The sequence below is a fragment of the Geobacter sp. AOG2 genome, assembly GCF_019972295.1.
In the GTDB taxonomy this organism is placed as follows: domain Bacteria; phylum Desulfobacterota; class Desulfuromonadia; order Geobacterales; family Pseudopelobacteraceae; genus Oryzomonas.
Window position 1 is genome coordinate 120492 of sequence record NZ_BLJA01000001.1, and the last position, 22483, is coordinate 142974.

The following is a 22483-nucleotide window of genomic DNA, read 5'->3' on the forward strand; positions in this document are numbered from 1 at the left end:
TGGCCTCTTTTCCGGCGTACGCCGGAACGGACACCTCTTCTGCCGACCCTCAACGATTCCGCAGTTACGAAACAACGTGGAGGCACGCTTGAAACAGTACCTGATACGCACACTCTGCACCCTGCTCCTGGCAGGGCTCCTTTTCGCCTCGCCGGTTTTTGCCGCCGGCCATGGGGTGGTGTTGAACTTCAACGAGGTGGACATTTCCACCATGGTGAAGTTCATCAGCGACCTGACCGGCAAAAACTTCATCCTGGACGACCGGGTCAAGGGGAAGATCTCGGTTTACTCGCCCTCGAAGCTTTCCACCGAAGAGGCCTACAACGTCTTTGTCTCGGTCCTGGAACTGAAAGGGTTCACCGTGGTGCAGACCGGCAAGGTGGCCAAGATCGTTCCCATTTCGGCGGCCCGGCAATCCGGCCTGACCCTGCTGAAATCGGGCGAGGTGCCGCCGGTCAACGAAAGCTACGTGGCCCAGGTCAACAAGCTGGAAAATATCACGGCCCAGGAGGCGGTGACGTTCCTGCAGCCGATGGTTTCCAAGGATGGCTTCATTTCGGCGTTCGGACCCGGCAACCTGATCCTGATGGTGGATTCGTCGCTCAACATCCGCAAACTGCGGGGGCTGTTGCGCCTGATCGACACGGAGAAGACCCGTGAAGGGATCGAGATCGTCTACCTGAAAAACGCCGCCGCCGAGAGCGTCGCCAAAACCATCCAGCAATGGCTTACCGGCAGCGAGAGCAAAACCACCGTGCAGCCGGGCGGGGCCGCGGCCTCTTCCACCAGCGCGGTGACCGTGCTGGCCGACCAGCGGCTGAACGCTCTTTTGTTGTTCGGCAGCGGCAGCGACAGCCTCAAGCAGGCGGTGCGGGAGATGGCGGCCAAACTGGACGTGCAGCCGCCCGAGGCCAGCAACAAGGTCAATGTCTACTACCTGGAGAACACCGACGCCACCGAGATGGCCAAGGTACTGGACGGCGTCATCAAAGGGATGACTACCGCCACCACAGGCCAGGCCGGTGCGGCGGCAGCGCCCCAGACCTCCCCCTTCGACAGCGGCAAGGTCACCATCACCCCGGACAAGGCTTCAAATTCCCTGGTGATCATGGCGTCGCCCACGGATTACAACAACCTGGTCCAGGTGATCAAAAAGCTGGACCGCCGCAGCAAGCAGGTCTTCGTACAGGTGCTGATCGCCGAGGTCTCCCTCACCAAGTCTCGGGAAGTGGGCATGCAACTCGGCACCCTTGGTGTCGGCACCCTCAGCAGATATTTCGGCGTCGCCGGATACTACGACCCCTTCGGGGTGCTCTCCACCATCGAGTCTGCCACGTCGTCGATTTCGTCCACCAGCGGGCTCTCCAACTTATCCACGCCGGCGAACATCGGCGCGGTGCTCAAGGCCCTGGACTCCAACGGCTTGGTGAACGTACTCTCCACGCCCAACATCCTGACCTCGGACAACAAGGAGGCCGAGATCGTGGTGGGGCAGAACGTCCCCTTCCAGGGATCGTCCACCGTCTCCTCCGGCGTCACGACCACCTCCATCGAGCGCAAGGACGTGGGTATCACCCTGAAGATCAAGCCCCAGATCAGCGAAGGGGACTATATCCGCCTCGACCTCTCCCAGGAGATCTCCGCCATCGGCTCCACGGTCACGGTCGGCAGCGGTTCCACGGACCGCATCACCACCAAGCGCTCGGCCAAGACCAATGTTGTCGTCAAGGACAATGAAATGATCGTGATCGGCGGCCTGATCCAGGACCAGGATGACGAAACCATAAGCAAGGTCCCGTTTCTGGGGGATATCCCCGGCCTGGGGTGGCTGTTCAAGACCAAGAGCAAGAGCAAGACCAAGACCAACCTGATGATCCTGTTGACCCCGCACATCGTCAAGGACAGCGCCGAGCTGAACGCCATTTCCGACAGCCAGCGGTCGAAATTCGGCGATGCCGCCAAAAAGGTGGAGCCGGTTGACGTGCAGAAGGAGATCGGCGCGAAATGAGTGCCGGCCTGCTCCCGGAAGAGCTGGAGAGCGCCGCCCGGCGGCTGGGCATCGCCTGCCAGCCCGAGATCGCGGTGGCCGAGGTCGATCCGGCCCTGTTGGCGCGCGTGCCGCTGACCTTTGCCCGGGCCCACGCCATCCTGCCCCTGCGGGAAGAGGACGGGCGGATCAGGGTAGCCCTTGCCGGTCCCGCCGCTCTCCTGGCCATGGACGAACTGCGGCTTTTGTTCGGCCGGCCGGTGGAGGCGGTCCTGGTGCCGGCCGGTATCCTGGGCGACGCCATCAACCATATCTACGGCAGCCTCTCCGGCACCGCCCGGGAGGTCCTCCAGGAGTTGGAGGGCGAGGACCTCTCCACGGTGGCCACCGAGTTCAACGACCCCCAGGATCTCCTGGACCTGGGCGACGAAGCCCCGGTCATCCGGCTCTTGAACTCCGTCCTCTCCGAGGCGGTCAAGGAGCGGGTCAGCGACATCCACATCGAACCCTACGAGCGCGACCTGGTGGTGCGCTTCCGCATCGACGGCATCCTCTACGAAAAGCTGACGCCGCCCAAGATCATTCAGGACGCCCTGGTCTCCCGGGTCAAGATCATGGCCGGGCTCAACATTGCCGAGAAGCGCCTGCCCCAGGACGGCCGCATCCGCGTCATCGTCGCCGGCCGGGACGTGGACATCCGCGTCTCCATCATCCCCACCTTCTACGGCGAGCGGGCCGTGCTGCGCCTCCTGGACAAGAAGAAGGGGGTCCTCTCCCTGGAGGACATAGGTTTAGGCGACGCCGGGGTGCAGACCATGGAACGGGTGCTGGCCCGCACCAGCGGCATCGTCCTGGTGACCGGCCCCACCGGCAGCGGCAAATCCACCACCCTTTACGCGGCCCTGAACCGGCTCAACACCAGCGAAAAGAACATCATCACCATCGAAGACCCGATCGAATACCAGATCAAGGGCATCGGCCAGATCCAGGTCAACGCCAAGATCGACCTGACCTTTGCCGCCGGCCTCCGCTCCATCCTGCGCCAGGACCCGGACATCATCATGGTCGGCGAGATCCGCGACGCCGAAACGGCCGAGATCGCCATCCAGGCCAGCCTCACCGGCCACCTGGTGCTCTCCACCCTGCACACCAACGATGCGGCCACCGCCGTGACCCGCCTGGTGGACATGGGCATCGAACCGTTCATGATCGCCTCGTCGCTCACCGCGGTCATGGCCCAGCGCCTGGTGCGGGTGATCTGCCCCCACTGCCGCGAGGAATACCGGCCGGTGGAAGAGTACGCCGGCATTACCCTACCGGAGCGCCTCTACCGCGGCCGCGGCTGCGACAGATGCTTCGGGCTGGGCACCATGGGGCGCACCGCCATCTACGAGATCATGCCGGTGGACCAGGAGATCTGTTCCATGATCATCAAACGCGCCCATGCCGGGGAGATCAAGGAGTATGCCGTTGCACACGGCATGAAGACCCTGCGGGACGACGGCCTGGCCAGGGCCGCCGCGGGCGACACCACCATTGAAGAGGTGCTGCGCGTCACCCAGGAGGACTATGCCGACGTTCCGGTATAAGGCATACACCGGCGCCGGGGCCACGGTCTCCGGCTCCGTCGAGGCCGAATCCGAACGCCAGGCCATGGCCCAGCTCAAGGGCAAGGGGCTCCTGCCCCGCGAGGTCAGCGAGGAAACGGCCGAAACGGGGGCGGCGCGGGCCTTCTCCTTCAACCGGGGGATCACCACCGCCGATCTGTCCCTCTTCACCCGCCGCCTGGCCACCCTGGTCGCCTCCTCCGTCCCCCTGTTCGAGGCCATGGGCTCGCTGCACGAGCAGGAGGAGAGCGGGCAACTCAAACAGGTGCTGGCGCGGGTGCGGGACCGGATCTCCGAAGGCGCCTCCCTGTCCCGGGCCCTGTCGGCCGAGCCCCGGATCTTCAGCGAGAGCTTCGTCAGCATGGTGGCCGCCGGCGAGGCCAGCGGCGCCCTGGATGCGGTGCTGGACCGGCTGGCCGACTTTCTGGAAGAACAGGAGCAGGTAAAGAGCCGGGTGGTCTCCGCGCTGGCCTACCCGATCCTGATGGTGGTGGTGGGGAGCGGGGTCATGATCTTCCTTTTGACCGTGGTCATCCCCAAGATCGTGGTCATCTTCGAGGAGAGCAAGGCCGCCCTGCCGCTGATCACGGTGATGCTCATCAAACTGTCCCACTTCCTGCGGGGCTGGTGGTGGATCCCGGCCGGGCTGGCCATCGGCTCGGTGCCGCTCTACCGCTCCGCCATGCGGCGGGACGACCTGCGCATGAAACGCGACCGCCTGCTGCTCCGGCTGCCGGTGGCCGGCGGCATGCTGCAGCAACTGCTCCTGTCGCGCTTTGCCAGGGTGCTGGGCTTGTTGCTGTCCAGCGGGGTGCCGATCATCCGTGCCCTGGAGATCACCTCCGAGGTGCTGGTCAACCGGGTCTACCGCACCTTTCTCCGCGAGGTGATGGAAGAGGTGGCCCAGGGGGGGAGCCTGTCGGGGAGCCTGAAGAAGAGCCGCCTGTTCCCGCCCATGCTGGTGCACCTGGCCGGCGTGGGTGAAAAGGGGGGCACCCTGGAGGAGATGCTGCTCAAGGCCGGCGTCGCCTACGAGCGTGAGTTCAGCGCGCGCCTGACCCGGCTCATGGGCCTGATGGAACCGCTCTTGGTCCTGGCCATGGGCCTGGCCGTCGGGGTCGTGGTTATGGCCGTGTTGTTGCCTATATTCGAGATGAACCAGCTGATCAAGTAGTTTTCATCCGGAAACTCCGGATTAGCAGGCTGTTGAAAACCCAGGTTGTTCAAAAATAGTCAGATCGTCGCACCCGGAGAAGGCCCTGAGGAGGCGTAGCAGCGCTACGCCGCACGAAAGGGCTTTCGAGGACGGCGGCGAGATGGCTGTTTTTCAACAACCTCCTAAAAGAGGTGCCGCTATGGACTTTACCAAGATGCTGCACAAATTCACGGTCGTTCCGTCACTCACCGACGAGTTGGCCGCCCTCCAGCGGGTGGCCTACAACCTGTGGTGGAGTTGGGAGCCGGACGCCATCAACCTCTTCCGCCGCCTGGACACCGAACTGTGGCAGGCCACGCGCCATAACCCGGTCGAGATGCTGGGCATCCTCCAGCAGACCACCCTGGAAACCCTCAAGAACGACGAGGGCTTCATGGCCCACCTCAAGACGGTGGACGAGAAGCTTTCCGAGTACCTGGCGGAGAAGACCTGGTTCCAGAAGACCTGCAACGGCAACTCCCAGATGAAGGTGGCCTATTTTTCCATGGAGTTCGGCCTTCACGAGTCGCTGCCGGTCTATTCCGGCGGTCTGGGCGTTCTGGCCGGCGACCACCTCAAGTCGGCCTCGGACCTGGGGTTGCCGCTGGTGGGGGTGGGGCTGCTCTACCGGCAGGGCTACTTCCGCCAGTATCTCAACAATGAAGGGTGGCAGCAGGAATACTACCCGGAGAACGATTTCTACAACCTGCCGCTGACCCTGGAACGGGACGAAAAGGGAGCCCCGCTCAGCGTGGAGCTGGAATTCGGCCCGCGCAGGTTCAATGTGCATATCTGGCGGGTGCAGGTCGGCCGGGTGCCGCTCTACCTCCTGGACACCAACCTGGAGGAGAACAGCCCCGAGGATCGCCTGATCACGGCCCAGCTTTACGGCGGCGACCAGGAGATGCGCATCCTGCAGGAGATCCTTTTGGGGATCGGCGGCGTTCGGGCGCTGCGCGCCCTGGGGATCATCCCCAACGTATGCCACATGAACGAGGGGCATGCGGCCTTCCTGGCCCTGGAACGGATGCGGCTTGTGATGGAGAAGCGCGGCATCAGGTTCAACGAGGCCCGGGAGATCATCAGCGCCGGCAACGTCTTCACCACCCATACCCCGGTGGAGGCGGGCATCGACCATTTCCCCGCCGACCTGCTGGAACGCTATTTCGGCAAATACTACCGCTCCCTCGGCCTGAGCCGCGACGAATTCCTGGGCCTCGGCCGCCAGAATCCGAAGAATCCCCAGGAAGTCTTCTGCATGGCGGTCCTGGCCCTCAAACTGGCCGGCCACGCCAACGGCGTCAGCGAACTGCACGGCGAGGTGTCGCGCAAGATGTGGAAGAACACCTGGCCGGAACTGCCCGAGGAGCAATTGCCGCTCACCTCCATCACCAACGGTGTCCATACCCGCACCTGGATGTCCAACTACATGGCCAGCCTGCTGGTGCGCTACCTGGGTACCCGCTGGCTCGACGACCCGACCGACCACAATGTCTGGCGGCGTATCTCCAAGATCCCGGACGCCGAATTGTGGCGCACCCGCCAGAGCTGCCGCGAGAAGCTGGTGGATTTTGCCCGCAAGCGGCTCAAGGAGCAGATGATCAAGGTGGGGGCCACGGTCAAGGAGATCGCCACGGCCGAGGAGGTCCTGGACCCGGAGGTGCTGACCATCGGTTTTGCCCGCCGGTTCGCCACCTATAAGCGCGGTACGCTGCTGATGCGCGACCTGGACCGCCTGGCGCGCATCCTCAACAACCCGGAGATGCCGGTGCAGATCATCTTTGCCGGCAAGGCCCATCCCCAGGATCAGGAGGGGAAGGAACTGATCCGCCAGATCAACCAGGTCTCCGACCAGGACCGTTTCCGCCACCGGATCGTCTTCATCGAGGACTACGACATGGAAGTGGCTCGTCATCTGGTGCAGGGCGCGGATGTGTGGCTCAATACGCCGCGCCGGCCCATGGAGGCCAGCGGCACCAGCGGCATGAAGGTGGCCTTCAACGGCGGCCTCAACATGAGTATCCTGGACGGCTGGTGGTGCGAAGGCTACCAGGGCAACAACGGCTGGGCCATCGGCAAGGGCGAGGTCTACGGGGATACGGAGTACCAGAACCAGGTCGAGAGCCGGGCCATCTACGACCTCCTGGAAAAAGAGATCGTGCCCCATTTCTACGACCGGGGCAGCGACGGCATTCCCCGCTCCTGGATCGCCACCATGAAGGCCTCCATGCAGAGCCTTTGCCCGGTCTTCTCCACCGACCGCATGGTGCAGGAATACGCCAGCCGTTCCTACACCACCTCCTACGGCCAGTGGAAACAGCTGGTGGCCGACGATCTTGCCCTGGCCCTGGACCTGGCCCGCTGGAAGGAGCGCACCTTCAAGGCCTGGCCGGCGGTGCGCATCGAGGATGCCTCGGCCCAGATCTCCGACGCGGTGGCGGTGGGCAGCCTCGTGCCGGTGTCCGCCAAGGTCTTCCTGGGGGAGATCCCGGTGGAGGATGTGTCGGTGGAAGGGTATTTCGGCGTCCTGGATTCCACCGGAAACATCCAGGGGGGAGAAACGGTCCCCCTGGAGAACGTGGTGCCCGCCGGCGACGGCCTTTATCAGTTCAGCGGCACGATCGACTGCCGTTTCTGCGGCCGGCACGGCTTCATGCTGCGGGTCATGCCGCGGCACAAGGTGTTGGGGAATGTGTACGAACCGGGTTACCTGATCTGGGGGTGAGGTTGTTGAAAAACAGCCATCTTAGCGCCTAACGGCGTCCCGCTAAGCGGGATGACTACGCTATCGCTCCGTCACCGATAATTATGCTCACGCATAATTATACGCCGCCGTCCTCGAAAGCCACCTTGTGCGGCGTAGCGCTGCTACGCCTCCGCGGGTCTTTCTGCGGGTGCGACAATCTGGCTATTTTTGAACAACCTGAACTTTTCAATAATTTCTTAGGAACGATATGGACTATCTGGTCATACAGGTCGAACCGCACCGCGTGCTTGCCGCCCGTTTCGGGGTTGCGGGCACGTCGCTCTCCTTTTCGGGGGCCGCCGAATTCCCGTTGAACGAGGAACAGGGGCTCTCCGCCGTTGCCGGCCGGATCGCCGCCGGCATCAGCGGCGGGCCGCGCATCGTGCTCTGCCTCTCGCCCGCCCTGTTCGCCCAGCGGACGGTGGAGTTGCCGCTGGACAACCTGCGCAAGGTGCGGGAGATCCTGCCGGGGCAGTTGCAGGGAGAGATCGCCCTGCCGGTGGAAGAGGCCGTGTTCGAAGCGCTCCCCATAGGGAACAAGCGTTACCTGGCCCTGTGGGCGCGCAAGGTCGACCTCCGTCAGGCCATCGAGACCTTCCGGGAGGCGGGCTGCGAACCGCAGGTGGTCACTTCGGCGCCCTTCGCCTGGAACTTTCTCCCCGAATGCCCCGCCGACGCCGTGGTGTGCGACGGCGCCGCCCTGGCGGTCGTCAGCGAAGACCGGGTGACCTTCGCCCGGGCCCTGGACGCCGCCCAGCCGCACCAAAGCATCGCCGCGACCCTGGCCGCCCTGGAGCTCTCCGGGGTAACGCTGCCGCCCCGTCTGACCATCTTCGGCGAACACTCGGCCGGGCTCGCCGCCGGGGACGGCCTGCCGTTACCCGCGGAGCGGCTCGGGATGCCGGACGCCCTGGCGCCGTTGTTCAAGACCGACGAATCCTTCCAGCAGTTGGCCGGGCTGTTGGCCGTGGCCCGCGCCTGCCATGCCGGCGCCCTGCCCGACTTCCGCCGCTCCGAACTGGCCTGGACGGCCGGCGACGCCCTCGTGCGCAAAAAGATGATCGTGACCGCCGCCCTGGCGGCTGTGGCAGTCATACTCCTCTTTGTCTCCAAGGGGCTCGAATACCGGGCGGCGCAGACCGACCTGGCCTCGCTGAACAAGTCCATTTCGGCCATGTACCGCGAGATCTTCCCCGGCCGGACCAAGGCGGTGGACGAGGTGGCCGAGGTCAAGGCGGAGATCAGGAAACTGGCCGGGGGCCCGGAGGCGGGCAACTCCGTCCTGGACGTGCTCAAAACCCTGGCCGAGGCTAAAGGCGCCACCATCAACGGTCTTTACGAGGCCGAGTTGGCGGACGGCACCCTGCGGGTCAAGGGGGATGCCCGTTCCGCCCAGGCGGTCAACGAGTTCAAGGCAGCCCTTGCGCCGTTCATGGCCAGCGTGGAACTGGGAGAGGTCAAGAGCCGTCCCGACGGTTCGGTAAGCTTCACCCTGGCGGGCACGCCCAAGGAGGTCAGGAAATGAGGGGCATGCTTACGGAACTGCAGGACTTCTGGCGGGATCTCGACAGCCGCACGCGGCTGACGGCCGGGTACGTGCTGATCGCCCTTCTGGTGCTCTTTCTGGCATGGTCGGCCCTGGCCGGCCGCACCGCGGCCCTGGAACGCAAACGCCACGCCCGGGAGGCGGTTCTCAAGGAACTGCTGCCGCTCAAGTTCGCCTACCGCACGGCCAAACAGTCCGCCGATATGCTGACCGGACGCATGGCGTCGGTCCGTCCCGACGATTCGGTGGCCAAGGTCATCGACGAGATCGGCATCAAGGGCAAAGGGGTCAAGATCTCCCCGGTCAAAGGGGAGGAGCGTGCCGGCATGATCGAGGATGCCGCCGATGTGAAGATCGACGGCGTAACCGCCAACGAGGCCATCAACCTGATCTATCGCCTGGAGAAGGGGGGGCGGCCGGTGCTGGTGAAGAAGGCCAACCTGCGGGTGCGCTTCGACGACCCTTCCCGCCTCGATCTGGCGCTGACCGTCGCCCTCCTGAAACCCGCCCCCGGACAGCGCAAATGACACCGCGGCAGCGCCTGCTGCGGAGAGCCGGCTTGGCGGCTGCGGGCGTCGGCCTCTTCCTGGCATGCACCTACCTGTTCCTGCCTACGCAGGCGGTGAATGAATTGATCGGCCGCCTGCTGGCCGACCAGGGGCTGTCCCTGGCCCCCGGCGCCCACAAGACCCTCCTCCCCGGCCTGGCGTGGCGCCAGCCGGTCCTCTCCTCCGACCAGGGGCCGCTCGTGCGTTTCGACCGGCTGACCGCCCGGCTCCACCTGCTGCCGCTTCTGACGGGGCGGGCCGTGGTCGGCCTGACAGCGGCCCTGGGCGCGGGGCGGCTGGACCTGGAATACGGCATCAACGGCACGGACGCCCTGGACCTCTCGGCCGACGGCCTGCAACTGTCCGACGTCCCGTTCTTCAAGACCGCCCTGGGGGCCACGGCCGGCGGGGCCCTGTGGAGCGAAGGGCGGCTTTCCCGCAAGCGGGGCAGGCTGTCCGGCGACCTGAAGCTGGAGGTGAAGCAGTTGGCCTTCTCCGGGGTCAAGCTCGGGGCGTTCCCGCTGCCCGACACCTCCAACCTGCACTGCCAGGGCATGGTGCGGGTCACGGGCGGCCGGGCCCGGCTGGAGAGCTTTTCGCTCCAGGGGGACGGCATCTACATGCGCCTGTCGGGGGACCTTCCCAATGCCGCCACCCTGCCCATCAACCTGACGCTTGAGATCATGCCCAAGCCCGAGTTCATGGACAAGCAGAAGCTGGTGTTCCTGCTCCTGGCCAAGTTCGCGGCCTCGCCCGGCGTGTATAAGGTGCCGATCCGGGGCACGCTGCTCAAACCGGTGATATTATAAATATCAAGATAAAAGCAAAGCACTTCTGCCACAGAGACACGGAGACACAGAGAAAGACAAAAAATAATTTCTTTCAAAACCTCGAAAGATGAATGGATTTGGCGTCTATCTCAGATGCTTTTGGTTTTCTCCGTGTCTCTGTGTCTCTGTGGCGGATGTTGGTTTTAGTTTAGGGTGTATGGTGAAATCGACATGCGAATCGGACTGATGGGGGGCACCTTCAACCCGGTGCACCTGGCCCATCTTCACATAGCGGAGGAGGCGCGGCTGGCCTGCGATCTCGACCGGGTGGTGTTTATTCCGGCCGGCGACCCGCCCCACAAGCCGCTGGCGGGGGAGGTGCCCTTTGCCCGGCGCAGCCGGATGGTCGAGCTGGCCATCGGCGGCAATCCCTTTTTCGAGTTGTCGCTGATCGAAGGGGAGCGGACCGGAAAATCCTATTCCATCGATACGATCACCGCTTTCCGGGAGCGCTTCCCCCAGGATGACTTCTTCTTCATCATCGGCAGCGATTCCTTTTTGGAGATCGGGTTGTGGCACCGCTTTCGGGAGATCTTCGCCTCCTGCAACCTGATCGTGGTGGAGCGGCCGGGCAAGCGCATCAGCGACCCGGTCGCCGCCCTTCCTGTTGCCATCCGGGCAGAGTTCAGCTATACTTCCGGCGCCCGCAGGCTGGACCATAATGCCGGCACCAGCGTCCGGTTCCTGACCGGGTGCCCGTTGGACATCTCGTCCAGCGAGATACGCGCCCTGGCCGGTTCGAGGCGCTCCATAGCCCACCTGGTGCCGCCGCAGGTGGCGACCTATATTACAGAACAGGGGATTTACGACACATGCCGGTAAATGAAACGACAGCAGCAGAGAAACCGGTGCTTTCCTCCCAGGAACGGGCGCGTAAATGCGCCGAGCTGGCCTATGAAAAGAAGGCCTTCGACATCCGGGCGCTGGATATCGCAAAGGTTTCCTCCATCGCCGACTATCTGGTGATCATCTCCGGCAACTCGGACAAGCAGAACCAGGCCATTGCCGACGGCATCCGCACCGGCCTCAAGAAGTACGGCAAGGTGCAGGACATCGAGGGTGAGAGCGAAGGGAAGTGGATCGTCATGGATTACGGCGACGTGATCGTGCATATCTTCAGCGACCAGCTCCGCCATTACTACAAGCTGGACGAGCTGTGGCACATGGCCCCGGAGCTGGAGTTGCCGGAGGAGATCGGAAGCGCCCGCAAGGAAGACGATTTCTAGTCGGTTGTTGAAAAACAGCCATCAGGCCTTCGTCCTCGCAGGCCCTTTCGTGCGGCGTAGCGCTGCTACGCCTCCTCAGGGCCTGCTGCGGTTACGACGATCTGACTATTTTTGAACAACCTGGGTTTGTTAGCCTGACAGAACGGGACAAACAATGAAACTCCGCGTCCTCTGGGTGGGCAAGAGCAAGGAAGAGTGGGTGAAGGAGGCGCTGGCCGATTATGCCGGGCGCATCCGCCGCTACTGCCCGCTGGAGCTGTGCGAGGTCCGCGACGAAAAGGGGGCCGCAGCCGAAGAGATGCGGCGGCGCGAGTGCGAGCGGTTGGAGAAGCAGATCCCGCCCGGCGCCACCCTGGTGCTGCTGGACGAGCGGGGCCGCCAGATGGATTCCCCGGAACTGGCCGCCTTCATCGGGACGCAGCGGGATTCGGGCACCGGCGAACTGGTCTTCGCCGTGGGCGGGGCGTACGGCTTTTCCGAAGAGTTCCGCAGCCGGGGCCGGCTGCTCTCCCTGTCGAAGATGACCTTCACGCACCAGATGGTGCGGGTGTTTTTGCTGGAGCAGCTGTACCGGGCGTTCAGCATCCTGAATAACGAACCATACCACCACTGACGGATGCCCGCCCGCATCACCGCACAAAAACTCCGTTGCTGGGGGCATCTAACAGGGTAAAATTCAGGTTGTTCAAAAATAGTCAGATCGTCGCACCCGCTAGACAAGCCCTGCGGAGGCGTAGCAGCGCTACGCCGCACAAGGGGGCTTTCGAGGACGGCGGCGAGATGGCTGTTTTTCAACAACCTCCAAGCGAGACACCGTGGACGCTTCCCGAATCCGGGCATACCTCTATCTGGCGCTGTTCATCCCGCTGACCTTCCTGTTTGCGGTCAGCGCGCTGGTGGGCACCGTGCTGGACGGCAGCGGCAGGATCTATGCCGCCCACGCACGGCTGTGGGCGCGGCTGGCCCTGGCCATGGCGGGCGTCAGGGTGCGGGTGACCGGCAGCGAACATCTTCCGGCCGGGCCGGTCATCTTCATGAGCAACCACCAGAGCGGTTTCGACATCCTGGCCCTGTTGGCGGCCATGCCGCGCCGGATCAACTGGATCGCCAAGAAAGAGCTTTTCGATATCCCGGTCTTCGGCCCCTCCATGCGGCGCGGCGGCTACATCCCCCTGGACCGGAGCGACGGCCGCAAGGCGCTGAAGAGCATGGACCATGCCGCGTCGATCATCAGGGAGGGCAAGAGCGTGGTCATGTTCCCCGAGGGCACCCGTTCCCTGTCCCGTGAGTTGCTGCCGTTCAAGCGCGGCGGCTTCATCCTGGCGCGCAAGGCCGGGGTGCCGGTGGTCCCGATCACGATCAACGGCAGCGGCCTGATCAACCCAGCCGGGCAGATCAGGCTCTCCCGCGGCAACATCGCCATCGTGCTGCACCCGCCGCTGGCATTGCCGCCGGACATTTCAAAGAGCGAAGCCGAAACATGGCTCATGGAGCAGACCCGCTCCACCATCGTTTCGGCCCTGGAGTACTGAATGCACATCGGTTATCCGTACCTGGCGCTCATCATTGCCGGACTCGCCGCCATCATCTGGGGACTGCCCGCCGCCCATCGCCTGCAAAAACCCTACGACATCGCCGCCGCCCTGGCCGTCCTGGCCGGTGTCGCCGTAACGGTGCTGGGCATCCTTCTGACCATAATCCCCTCCTTTTTCAGGTGAACAATGGACCAACGTATCAAGAAAACAATCGTCAACGCCGTCCTCATCATCGTGCTCAGCCTGCTCCTGTTCCTCGCCGGGACCTGGTGGCGGATGCAGGCCCAGTTCCAGTTGGGTGAGGCGGCCCTCGCCAAAGGCGATTTCACCGGGGCACTGGCTGGTTACGAGTCGGCCATCCATATGTATGTACCCTTCCATCCGACCATAGAAAACGCGGCCCAAAAGCTCTGGCGACTCGGGGAACTCGCGGAACGGCAGGGGGACGTCACCCGTGCCCTGATCGTCTACCGCGCCCTGCGGAGCGCCTTCTACGCCGACCGCTGGCTGGTGCAGCCCGGCCAGGAGTGGATCGGGCGCTGCGACCGGAAGATCGCCAGCCTGGTGCCGCTGCAAAGAGAGAGATAACCCATGGCAGAACCTGAATCGAACAACGCACTCCACGTCATCCCCCTCGGGGGGCTTGGCGAAATCGGCCTGAACATGATGGCCTACCGGTACGGCGACGACATCATCATCGCCGACTGCGGCCTGATGTTTCCCGAACCGGAGATGCTCGGCATCGACTACGTCATACCCGACATCGCCTGGCTGCGGGAACGGAGCGACTCCGTCCGCGCCATCTGCCTGACCCACGGGCACGAGGACCACATCGGCGCCCTGCCCTTCGTGTTGCAGGAGTTGAACGTGCCGGTCTACGGCACGGCCCTGACCCTCGGTTTCGTCAACGAAAAGCTCAAGGAGTACAAGTTGGACGGCGCGGTCCAACTGGTCACGGTCAAACCCCGCGACACGGTCGAGCTGGGCTGCTTCCGGGTGGAATTCCTGCGGGTGGCCCACTCCATCGTGGACGGCTGCGCCCTGGCCATCACGACGCCCGAAGGGGTGGTGATCCACACCGGCGACTTCAAGATCGACCAGACCCCGGTGGACGGGGAACTGACCGACCTGGCCCGGCTCTCCGCCTACGGCGACCAGGGGGTGCTGGCCCTGTTCTCCGACTCCACCAACGTGGAGCGCGAGGGGTACACCATCTCCGAGAAGTACGTGGGCGAGGCCTTTGCCGACATCTTCCCCAAATGCAAAGGGCGCATCATCGTGGCGGCTTTTTCCAGCAACATCCACCGGGTGCAGCAGGTGGCCGACGTGGCCATCGCCTGCGGCCGCAAGATCCTCCTGAACGGCCGTTCCATGATCGCCAACGTGCGCATCGCCCGCGAGTTGGGCTACCTGAACATCCCGGACGACATGCTGCTCGACCTGCGGGAGCTGGCCTATCTGCCGCCCGAAGAGGTGTGCATGGTCACCACCGGCAGCCAGGGCGAGCCCATGTCGGCCCTGACCCGCATCGCCCTGGACGACCACAAGCAGATCAAGCTGGAGCGGGGCGACACGGTCATCCTCTCCTCGCGCTTCATCCCCGGCAACGAGCGGACCATCTCGGAGCTGATCAACCACCTGTACCGCCGCGGGGCCGAGGTCTTCCACGAGAAGGTCTCCGAGGTGCACGTCTCGGGCCACGCCAGCCAGGAAGAACTCAAGCTGATGATGAACGTCGTCCGGCCGCGCTTCTTCATGCCGGTGCACGGCGAATACCGCCACCTGGTCAAGCACATCCAGCTCGCCCAGAAGGTCGGCATCCCCGAGGAGCGCTGCATCCTGGCCACGAACGGCGATGTGGTCTCCTTTTACGCCGATACGGCGGCGATTACCGAAAAGGTGGAGTCGGGGCGGGTCTTCGTGGACGGCAAAGGGGTCGGCGACGTGGGCAACGTGGTGCTGAAAGACCGCAAGCACCTCTCCGAAGACGGCATGGTGGTGGTGATCATCGGCATCAACCAGTCCAGCGGCGCCCTGATCCACGGGCCGGACATCGTGTCCCGGGGTTTCGTGTTCGAGGACGAGAGCCAGGAATACCTGGAAACCGCCCGCTGCATCGTGGTGGATGCCCTGGACGAATTGAACGACGAGATGCGCCGCGATTCGGAAGAGGTGAAGACCGTTGTGCGCCAGGTCTTGCGGCGGTTCTTCAAGAAGACCATCGAGCGCAGGCCGGTGATTTTGCCGGTGATCATGGAGATGTGACGCGCTTCGCATAGTCGCAATCAAGGCAAGGGCCTACGGAGTTGATCTGTAGGTCCTTTTTTGTGTCAAAGTGATACAAACGGCGGTGCCTGAACAGGTTTCGGGTGCGGTTTTTCGTGTGAAAACAGTTGGATATGCGATTGCCTCGTTTATGTAAAATTTAGTAACATTCTGAAATTGCGTTGAAATATGTGTTAGCATGGAGTAGAAGGGGATGGGTGGTTTTGTACCTCATCGGCAACGTTTTGTTAAGGCAGGGAGTCTTGTTTTTCGAAACCGTGAGATACAATGCGTTGGGTGAAGTCTTTGAGGAGATAACGAGGGTATTGAAATTTGTAGGTCTGACCCCCAAGGGGTCCTCCTGCCGGCGAATTTTCAGTTAATGTTCAAATGTTAAAATTGACCCCATAGGTTTACATTATATTTTCATTGCCTGCTGAATATATATCTCTTTGATTATAGGTGATAATTAAATGTTATTTCCCCAGACAAATTCCAAATATAACAAAATAATTGTGATGCTGTTAATGTTGTTTATATTATTAGTATATTTACAAGTAATAAATTATGATTTTGTTAATTTTGACGACTATGACTATGTCAAACAAAATCCATATGTTTCAGGAGGAATCACATTAAGTAGTATTAAATGGGCATTTACGTCACTATATGCTTTCAATTGGCACCCAATTACCTGGTTATCTCATATGGCAGATATAAATATGTATGGTTTAAATCCGCATGGACACCATCTTACCAGCGTAATTATACACATATTATCAACATTTATCCTGATTACGTTTTTGTTACGACTAACCGGAGCCTTTTGGAAATGTTTATTTGTTGGTGCTTTGTTTGGACTGCATCCGTTGCATGTAGAATCTGTCGCTTGGATAGCTGAACGAAAAGATGTCTTAAGCGCGTTATTTTGGTTTCTGACTCTCTTCCTTTATGCCGAATACGTATTGAAGCAAAGAAAAATACTTTACTTATTTGCACTATTTACCTATGCCTTAGGACTTATGTCAAAGCCTATGCTGGTTACATTACCTGTTATTCTTCATTTATTGGATATTTGGCCATTAGACAGATACAATAAACAAAGAAAAGAGCAAATTATAGGATATAGCCATGTCAATATTGCTAAACTAATTTATGAAAAACTTCCTTTTTGGGCCTTCTCATTGTTATCCGTTATCATCACTGTTTATGCCCAGCAAAAGGGCGGTGCTGTTGCCGATCTTTCAAAATATCCATTGTTATTCCGTTTGGAAAATGCCTTTATAGCTTACATTAAATATATAGGCATGACATTCTGGCCTGTTGATTTAACGGTTTTTTACCCTTACCCAACATCCATCGAGCTGTGGCAATCATTAAGCTCGCTGTTGGTTGTGACGGTATTGTCATTTATGGTAATCCGCTATCGTAATAAATATTGTTATCTTTTTTTTGGGTGGTTTTGGTTCCTTATTACCCTTTTGCCGGTAATTGGCCTTATTCAGGTTGGCAACCAGGCTATGGCTGATCGATATATGTATATCCCAATCACGGGGTTATTAATAATAATTGCCTGGGGTGGACAAGACATTTGCAGATATTTAAATATAAATAAATACGTAGTTATGTTTATCTCCTCATCGGTTGTTGTTGTCTCGGCAGTCGTTACGTATCACCAAATTGGAGTTTGGCGTAATAGTATTTGCCTTTTTAAAAATGCCGTAGAGTCGTCGACCTCTCCCAACCAGGCAATGCGACTAAACCTGGGGCGTGCTTATCTTGATAATAATGATCTTGACGCAGCGATTAATGAATTATCAATGGTTATTTCTCTTGACCCGCAAAACAAAAGCGGCCATTTCTGGATAGGCAACGCTTATGCTAAACAAAACAACCTTGATGCAGCAATAAGAGAGTTTTCATTTCTCGTTTCGCTAGATGGTAATGATATAATTGCTCACAGATACTTGGGATTTGCTTTAGGCAAGAAAGGAAACATAGATGCGTCAATTCATGAATTTAAAGAAGTCCTTCGCCTTGACCCGAATAATATTATGGGGCATCTTGGTCTAGGTTTAGCATATTACGATAAGGGGGATAAAAACTCGGCAATCAAAGAAATGCAGGAAGTTTTATCCAGAGATCCGAATAACATTCAGGCTTCCAAGGCTCTTCAGCTAATAAATAATGAAAGGAAAGCCCTTGTTGAACCCCGGCCTGATGGCCGCTGAAATCCCCATATCTGCCCAGTATCCATTTCTCCTGTATGAATACAAAATACGTGACAGGCGTCAAATAGTGATGAATGAAGATCAGCCAGAGCGATAGCTTTTATCGCCAGGTCAAAGGAGTAATTGGTGCCCGCACCTTTATTGCTCCTCGCATAGTCGCAACCAACGCAAGGGCTTACGGAGTTGATCTGTAGGCCCTTTTTGTTATGTCGCCACAAGCCGCTCTGCGCGTGGCCCGGATAACTTTTTTTGTGTCAAAGTGACACAACCGGCGGCATCCGAACAGGTTTTGGGTGCCGTTTTTCGTGTGAAAACAGTGAGATATACGATTGTCTTTTTTATGTTAATTTTTTTAACATGCTGAAATTGCGTTGAAATGTGTGGTTGGGTGGAGTAGAAGGGGAAGGGTGAGACAGTATATTAAATTACGAATTAAGTATACTGTCCCCAGAATTACCCCCGGACAACTTTTTTTTTGTATCAAAGTGACACAAACGGCGGTGCCTGAACAGGTTTCAGGCGCCGTTTTTCGTGTGAAAACAGTGGGATATGCAATTATCATTTTTATGTTAATTTTTTTAACATGCTGAAATTGCGTTGAAATGTGTGGTTGGGTGGAGTAGAAGGGGGATGGGTGGCTGAAATTAAGAGTTAAGTATACTGTCCCCAGAATTCCGGAATAAATATGGCTATTTCAGTAAAATATATGATTATACCGACAACCGTACAATCGAGATTTAAAAGGGGATACTTTATCAGAAAAGCACCTTGTCCACTTTTATGATCTGAGGTTCGCGATGAAAGCTGCGGCATTAATAATTGGCAACGGAAACTATCCGAAATCTAAGATTAGAAACCCTAAAAATGACGCTACAGACTTAAGTAACGTCTTAAGTAGTTTGGGCTTCCATGTAGATACATGTATTGATGCAACAGTAGAGGAAATGGATAGCAGCCTAAATGAGCTCGCTGTTGAATTGGAAGGCTATGACGTCGGTCTGTTTTTCTTTGCTGGGCATGGTTTACAAATCTCCGGTGAAAATTATCTTGCGGCAATAAATACAAATTTTACTAAAGAATTAGACGTGAAGTATTCCTCTTTGGCATTGAATAAGATAATTGAGACTATGGAAAAATCTCAAGTTAGAACAATTATCATTATTCTTGATGCCTGTAGAAATAATCCTTTTGAGCGCGCATGGAACCGAAGCATAGAAACTAGAGGGTTGGCCCCTGTTTATGCACCAAAAGGCACCATAATAGCTTTTGCAACATCTCCAGGTGAAACCGCGTCAGACGGTAGCGGTCGTAATGGAGCCTACACGAGTGGTTTACTTCAACATATAACTGATATGGACATTCCGATAGAGGAACTATTTAAGCGTGTCCGCAACACTGTCAGTACAATCACTGATGGTAAACAGACATCCTGGGAGCATACATCGTTGATGGGTAGTTTTTACTTTAATACCTCATTTCCAGACTCAAGAAAAATTACGGTATATTCTGACAGCACGATTAAGGATGCATCATTTACCTGTAATGCTGCCAACAAATGTCATGACGTCATTCGTGAGTTAAAAAGCCTCAACTACTACAGGCAAAATCCTGCTATATCAAAGCTGTCTCGCTTGGATCTTTCAGGATTTGACAAAAATACTTTATTCGTCTTAGGCAGAAATATTTATCAGTCTGCATGTGGTGGATCGAATAGTGCTGCAATATATTTACAAGATATATCCTCACGGCTTGCTGAGTACGGGTCAGAAATATCATTTCATGTTGTCAATGGGATGCTCTTCGAAGTGTATTTCGATTCAAATGGAAATTTCAGAAGTCAAGCCAAATACGGGATGTTTAATGAATTGATGCGCCTTGAAGATGTCCCAGAATACAGAGATTCGTTTTCATTTATTCATGGGAAATTATTAGATTATATGCATTTGGTATTTTATATGCCGGGACTAAAAAGAGATGTAGTTGTAAATATTTGCACTACACAAAATGAAGACAATGAAACCGTACTTAAATCTGTAAGTTGGGAGGACCACAATATATTTTCGATTGGTGAAGCATATAGTTCTTCAAAATTGACAAAAAGGATGCTTTATCAAGAGCTGACTTGCGCACAATTTATTTTAAAGTTAGCAGAAAAAATGGCTACTCCTATTTGTAGATTGATTACCAAGTTTTATCCTGATCTTTCCGATGAAGTAACTATCCATGCACCTTATGATTTCACAGTACGTAAACCGTAAAGGCGACGACTCAAATTATACTTGAATTGCTAGTTACAAGTAAGCTAGCAATTGAAATGAAAATTCAAAATAAATGACCTGTAAATATGGTAAGTAATTTATGACTGATTCATTAAATGTCCAATTAATAGACATTAAGTCAAAAAAACTCGATGTTGCAAGGATATTCATTGCACAACCATCGTTAACAAATATTTCTTGGGAAAAAATAAATGGTTTATCTTTTCCTATAGATCCGTCCTGCCTTTCAGATAAAATATACACATATTTATCTAAAGCTGAAACATTTAAACCCCATGCAGTAATCTTTCCTGAACTTTCTGTTCCAGAGACCACTATTAAATATATTGCCAAGTGGTCATTAGAAAATAATGTAATTGTCATAGCTGGAAGTCATTATTATAAGAAAAATGGAACTTTCTTTTCAAGATCCCCAATTATTATTAATGGGCATGTTTACTATACTGAAAAGATATCTCCTGCGCCTGAGGAATTGTCAGCTTCATTCAATAACGGCCTTACTTGCGGTACTACGATGGTACATTTTCAAAATACTGCCATTGGAAATTTTGGTGTATTGATCTGCTCAGATTATTTGAACAAAAGAGTGAAGGATAAAATTTTATCAGATGAAACAGATATATTATTTGTAACGGCATTCCAGCGGGTATCAGAAGTTTATTATGATCGAATGAAAATTGATTGTGATGACGCAAAGTCAGGGTTGTATTTGGTGTACGCTAATGTGTTATGTGATGAACATGGCGATGGTAGGTCATCGGTATTTGGCATTATGGATAAGAAGTTTGCTGAAACTATTGAAAGCAAGTTTTCCGATCTAAACCCTCCATGTAAGGCTTTGGAAATTAAACAAGGTGATTCTTTTGGCGTTGTTGATTTAAATATTAAACACAAAAAACCATTCATTAAAAGAAATGCGCTAACAAAGCCAAATATAAACATTGTTCATATAGATGACAGTGACACTGAAGGCTTGTTGCGTGAAAATATATCTGCGAATGGAAAAGAACCATATAAATCAGTTTATTGTAGCGTACTCACAAATACCTTTGATATAGCTCAAGCTAATATAAGTCTTGGTAATGAATTTATCATTAACGGTCGTGCGTGGTTGTTATCAACAAGCATACATTGGGGGCCTAAATATTATGATACTGAACTAAAAATTGCTAATACCATAGAGGGAATATTATCGCTGATTTTGACATTTGCGCCTATAACGCCTATAGAGCAAGCTGTTATTAATGAAGCAACTAAATATCTGCTCAGTCAAATAAGTGAAGGTGGTCTTAAAAGTCTCTCAATGAAAATCAATACTGTTCATTGTACTGCACTTGGTTTATATGTTCTTGAATATCTGAGAATACATAATTTATACAAGTTCAAAAGGAGTGATATTGATAAAGTTAATTCATTGAAATGTAAACTAACTGAAAAATCAACCGATTTAGGTTGGGGGTTTGCAATTGATGCTACACCATCTGAGGGAGAGATTCGAATACCATTCACACTGTGGGCATTGCGTGCCATAAATATATATAATAATAAATCTAAATACGATGCAATTATTATGAATATCTTATCTAACTTGCTTATTAGGATGAAGGGTGGAGAGTTAGGATTTAATATACATGATAATCAGAAGGCTTCATCAGTTGCGTTGTTATTAATATTAATAAGTGAAATTAAGAATAATACTATGTCTGAATCTTTGCTAAAGCAAATTAAGTTAAATAAATTGTTGTCATATTTGATATCACATATTAGTAGAGGTAATTATATCGAGATTGAGGAATACGATATAAAAGCATGTAAAATTAGCGGTGTTGAAAAGTTATCATGGACACATATATCTATAGGCTATTCACTTCAAGCACTTTCTATTTACAAAAAGTATATTAACTCTGAAGAAACAGAAAAACTTCATGTATCAGTGAATGATATTCTCCACAATAGTATACATACTGAGGGATATTTTATTATTGATGGTATTAAAAAGATAAATCCACTCATATATCCCACAGTATATTTAATAAATGGTATCTACGAATACATAAACAACTTTAAGGGGGTAACAGATTATGAACAAAATTAGAAAAGCTGGGTTGGCTGTTATTATTGATAATAAGTTACTTATTGTAAGATGTAAAAATACGTCAAAATATTTAATGCCTGGAGGTAAAATTGAAAAAGGAGAAACTCAAATAGAGGCTCTCCATCGTGAAATTAAAGAGGAACTAGATTGTGAAATTGCTCCGGGGAGTTTGAATTATATAGGTGAATTTGAAGATTTAGCAGCAAACAATCCTGGAAAAGTTGTTAATATATCGTTGTATTCAGGAACATTGATTGGAAATGTAAAAGCTTCTAGTGAAATAGGCGACTTGATGTGGTTTGATCCTTCAAACCATGAGATGGATATTCTATCAGATATCATTAAAAACAAGATATTGCCATATTTAACTGAACATGGAGAAATTAAGTAGTT

At 55.3% G+C, this 22483-nt stretch carries 18 protein-coding genes; all 18 read left to right on the plus strand.

Annotated features, from left to right (window positions below; genetic code table 11):
• Nucleotides 1–88 precede the first annotated feature (88 nt).
• The 18 genes from gspD (at nt 89) to LDN12_RS00645 (ending at nt 22481) form a co-directional block, all read left to right on the plus strand.
• Nucleotides 89–2008, plus strand: coding sequence for a type II secretion system secretin GspD (gene gspD, locus LDN12_RS00560; protein WP_223920641.1), 1920 nt, complete (start codon nt 89–91; stop codon nt 2006–2008).
• The gene (gene gspE / locus LDN12_RS00565; RefSeq protein WP_223920643.1) at nt 2005–3576 is read left to right on the plus strand and encodes a type II secretion system ATPase GspE; all 1572 of its coding nucleotides are present in this window, start codon (nt 2005–2007) and stop codon (nt 3574–3576) included. Before gspD ends, gspE begins: the two co-directional genes overlap by 4 nt.
• Complete coding sequence (gspF, locus tag LDN12_RS00570; RefSeq protein WP_223920646.1) at nt 3557–4768, plus strand: type II secretion system inner membrane protein GspF; 1212 nt, start codon at nt 3557–3559, stop codon at nt 4766–4768. The genes gspE and gspF overlap by 20 nt, the downstream gene beginning before the upstream one ends.
• 181 nt (nt 4769–4949) lie before the next feature.
• Entirely contained in the window at nt 4950–7514 is a 2565-nt protein-coding gene (locus tag LDN12_RS00575) for a glycosyltransferase family 1 protein (protein ID WP_223920648.1), read from the plus strand.
• A 229-nt stretch (nt 7515–7743) separates the two neighbouring features.
• Nucleotides 7744–9060: a type II secretion system protein GspL gene (gene gspL / locus LDN12_RS00580; RefSeq protein ID WP_223920650.1), complete on the plus strand. Its 1317-nt coding sequence runs from the start codon at nt 7744–7746 to the stop codon at nt 9058–9060.
• A 5-nt stretch (nt 9061–9065) separates the two neighbouring features.
• Complete coding sequence (locus LDN12_RS00585) at nt 9066–9608, plus strand: general secretion pathway protein GspM (protein WP_223920652.1); 543 nt, start codon at nt 9066–9068, stop codon at nt 9606–9608.
• The gene (gene gspN / locus LDN12_RS00590) at nt 9605–10438 is read left to right on the plus strand and encodes a type II secretion system protein GspN (RefSeq protein WP_223920654.1); all 834 of its coding nucleotides are present in this window, start codon (nt 9605–9607) and stop codon (nt 10436–10438) included. The genes LDN12_RS00585 and gspN overlap by 4 nt, the downstream gene beginning before the upstream one ends.
• A gap of 192 nt (nt 10439–10630) precedes the next feature.
• Nucleotides 10631–11281 (plus strand): nicotinate-nucleotide adenylyltransferase, encoded by a 651-nt coding sequence (gene nadD / locus LDN12_RS00595; RefSeq protein WP_223920656.1) that lies wholly within the window; start codon nt 10631–10633, stop codon nt 11279–11281.
• Nucleotides 11272–11685, plus strand: coding sequence for a ribosome silencing factor (gene rsfS / locus LDN12_RS00600; RefSeq protein ID WP_223920658.1), 414 nt, complete (start codon nt 11272–11274; stop codon nt 11683–11685). The genes nadD and rsfS overlap by 10 nt, the downstream gene beginning before the upstream one ends.
• Nucleotides 11686–11839: 154 nt before the next feature.
• Entirely contained in the window at nt 11840–12298 is a 459-nt protein-coding gene (locus LDN12_RS00605; protein WP_223920660.1) for a 23S rRNA (pseudouridine(1915)-N(3))-methyltransferase RlmH, read from the plus strand.
• Between the two features lie 202 nt (nt 12299–12500).
• Nucleotides 12501–13217 (plus strand): lysophospholipid acyltransferase family protein, encoded by a 717-nt coding sequence (locus LDN12_RS00610; protein ID WP_223920661.1) that lies wholly within the window; start codon nt 12501–12503, stop codon nt 13215–13217.
• Complete coding sequence (locus LDN12_RS00615) at nt 13218–13403, plus strand: hypothetical protein (RefSeq protein ID WP_223920662.1); 186 nt, start codon at nt 13218–13220, stop codon at nt 13401–13403.
• A gap of 3 nt (nt 13404–13406) precedes the next feature.
• On the plus strand, nt 13407–13808 hold the full coding sequence (locus tag LDN12_RS00620) for a tol-pal system YbgF family protein (protein WP_223920663.1): 402 nt from the start codon (nt 13407–13409) through the stop codon (nt 13806–13808).
• Between the two features lie 3 nt (nt 13809–13811).
• Nucleotides 13812–15485 (plus strand): ribonuclease J, encoded by a 1674-nt coding sequence (locus LDN12_RS00625; RefSeq protein WP_223920664.1) that lies wholly within the window; start codon nt 13812–13814, stop codon nt 15483–15485.
• A gap of 473 nt (nt 15486–15958) precedes the next feature.
• Nucleotides 15959–17716: a tetratricopeptide repeat protein gene (locus LDN12_RS00630; protein WP_223920665.1), complete on the plus strand. Its 1758-nt coding sequence runs from the start codon at nt 15959–15961 to the stop codon at nt 17714–17716.
• Nucleotides 17717–18513: 797 nt separating this feature from the next.
• The gene (locus LDN12_RS00635; RefSeq protein ID WP_223920666.1) at nt 18514–19974 is read left to right on the plus strand and encodes a caspase family protein; all 1461 of its coding nucleotides are present in this window, start codon (nt 18514–18516) and stop codon (nt 19972–19974) included.
• A gap of 100 nt (nt 19975–20074) precedes the next feature.
• A complete protein-coding gene (locus tag LDN12_RS00640) occupies nt 20075–22090 on the plus strand; it encodes a hypothetical protein (protein ID WP_223920668.1) in 2016 nt (671 codons plus the stop codon).
• Entirely contained in the window at nt 22077–22481 is a 405-nt protein-coding gene (locus LDN12_RS00645; RefSeq protein WP_223920670.1) for an NUDIX domain-containing protein, read from the plus strand. Before LDN12_RS00640 ends, LDN12_RS00645 begins: the two co-directional genes overlap by 14 nt.
• Nucleotides 22482–22483: the final 2 nt, after the last annotated feature.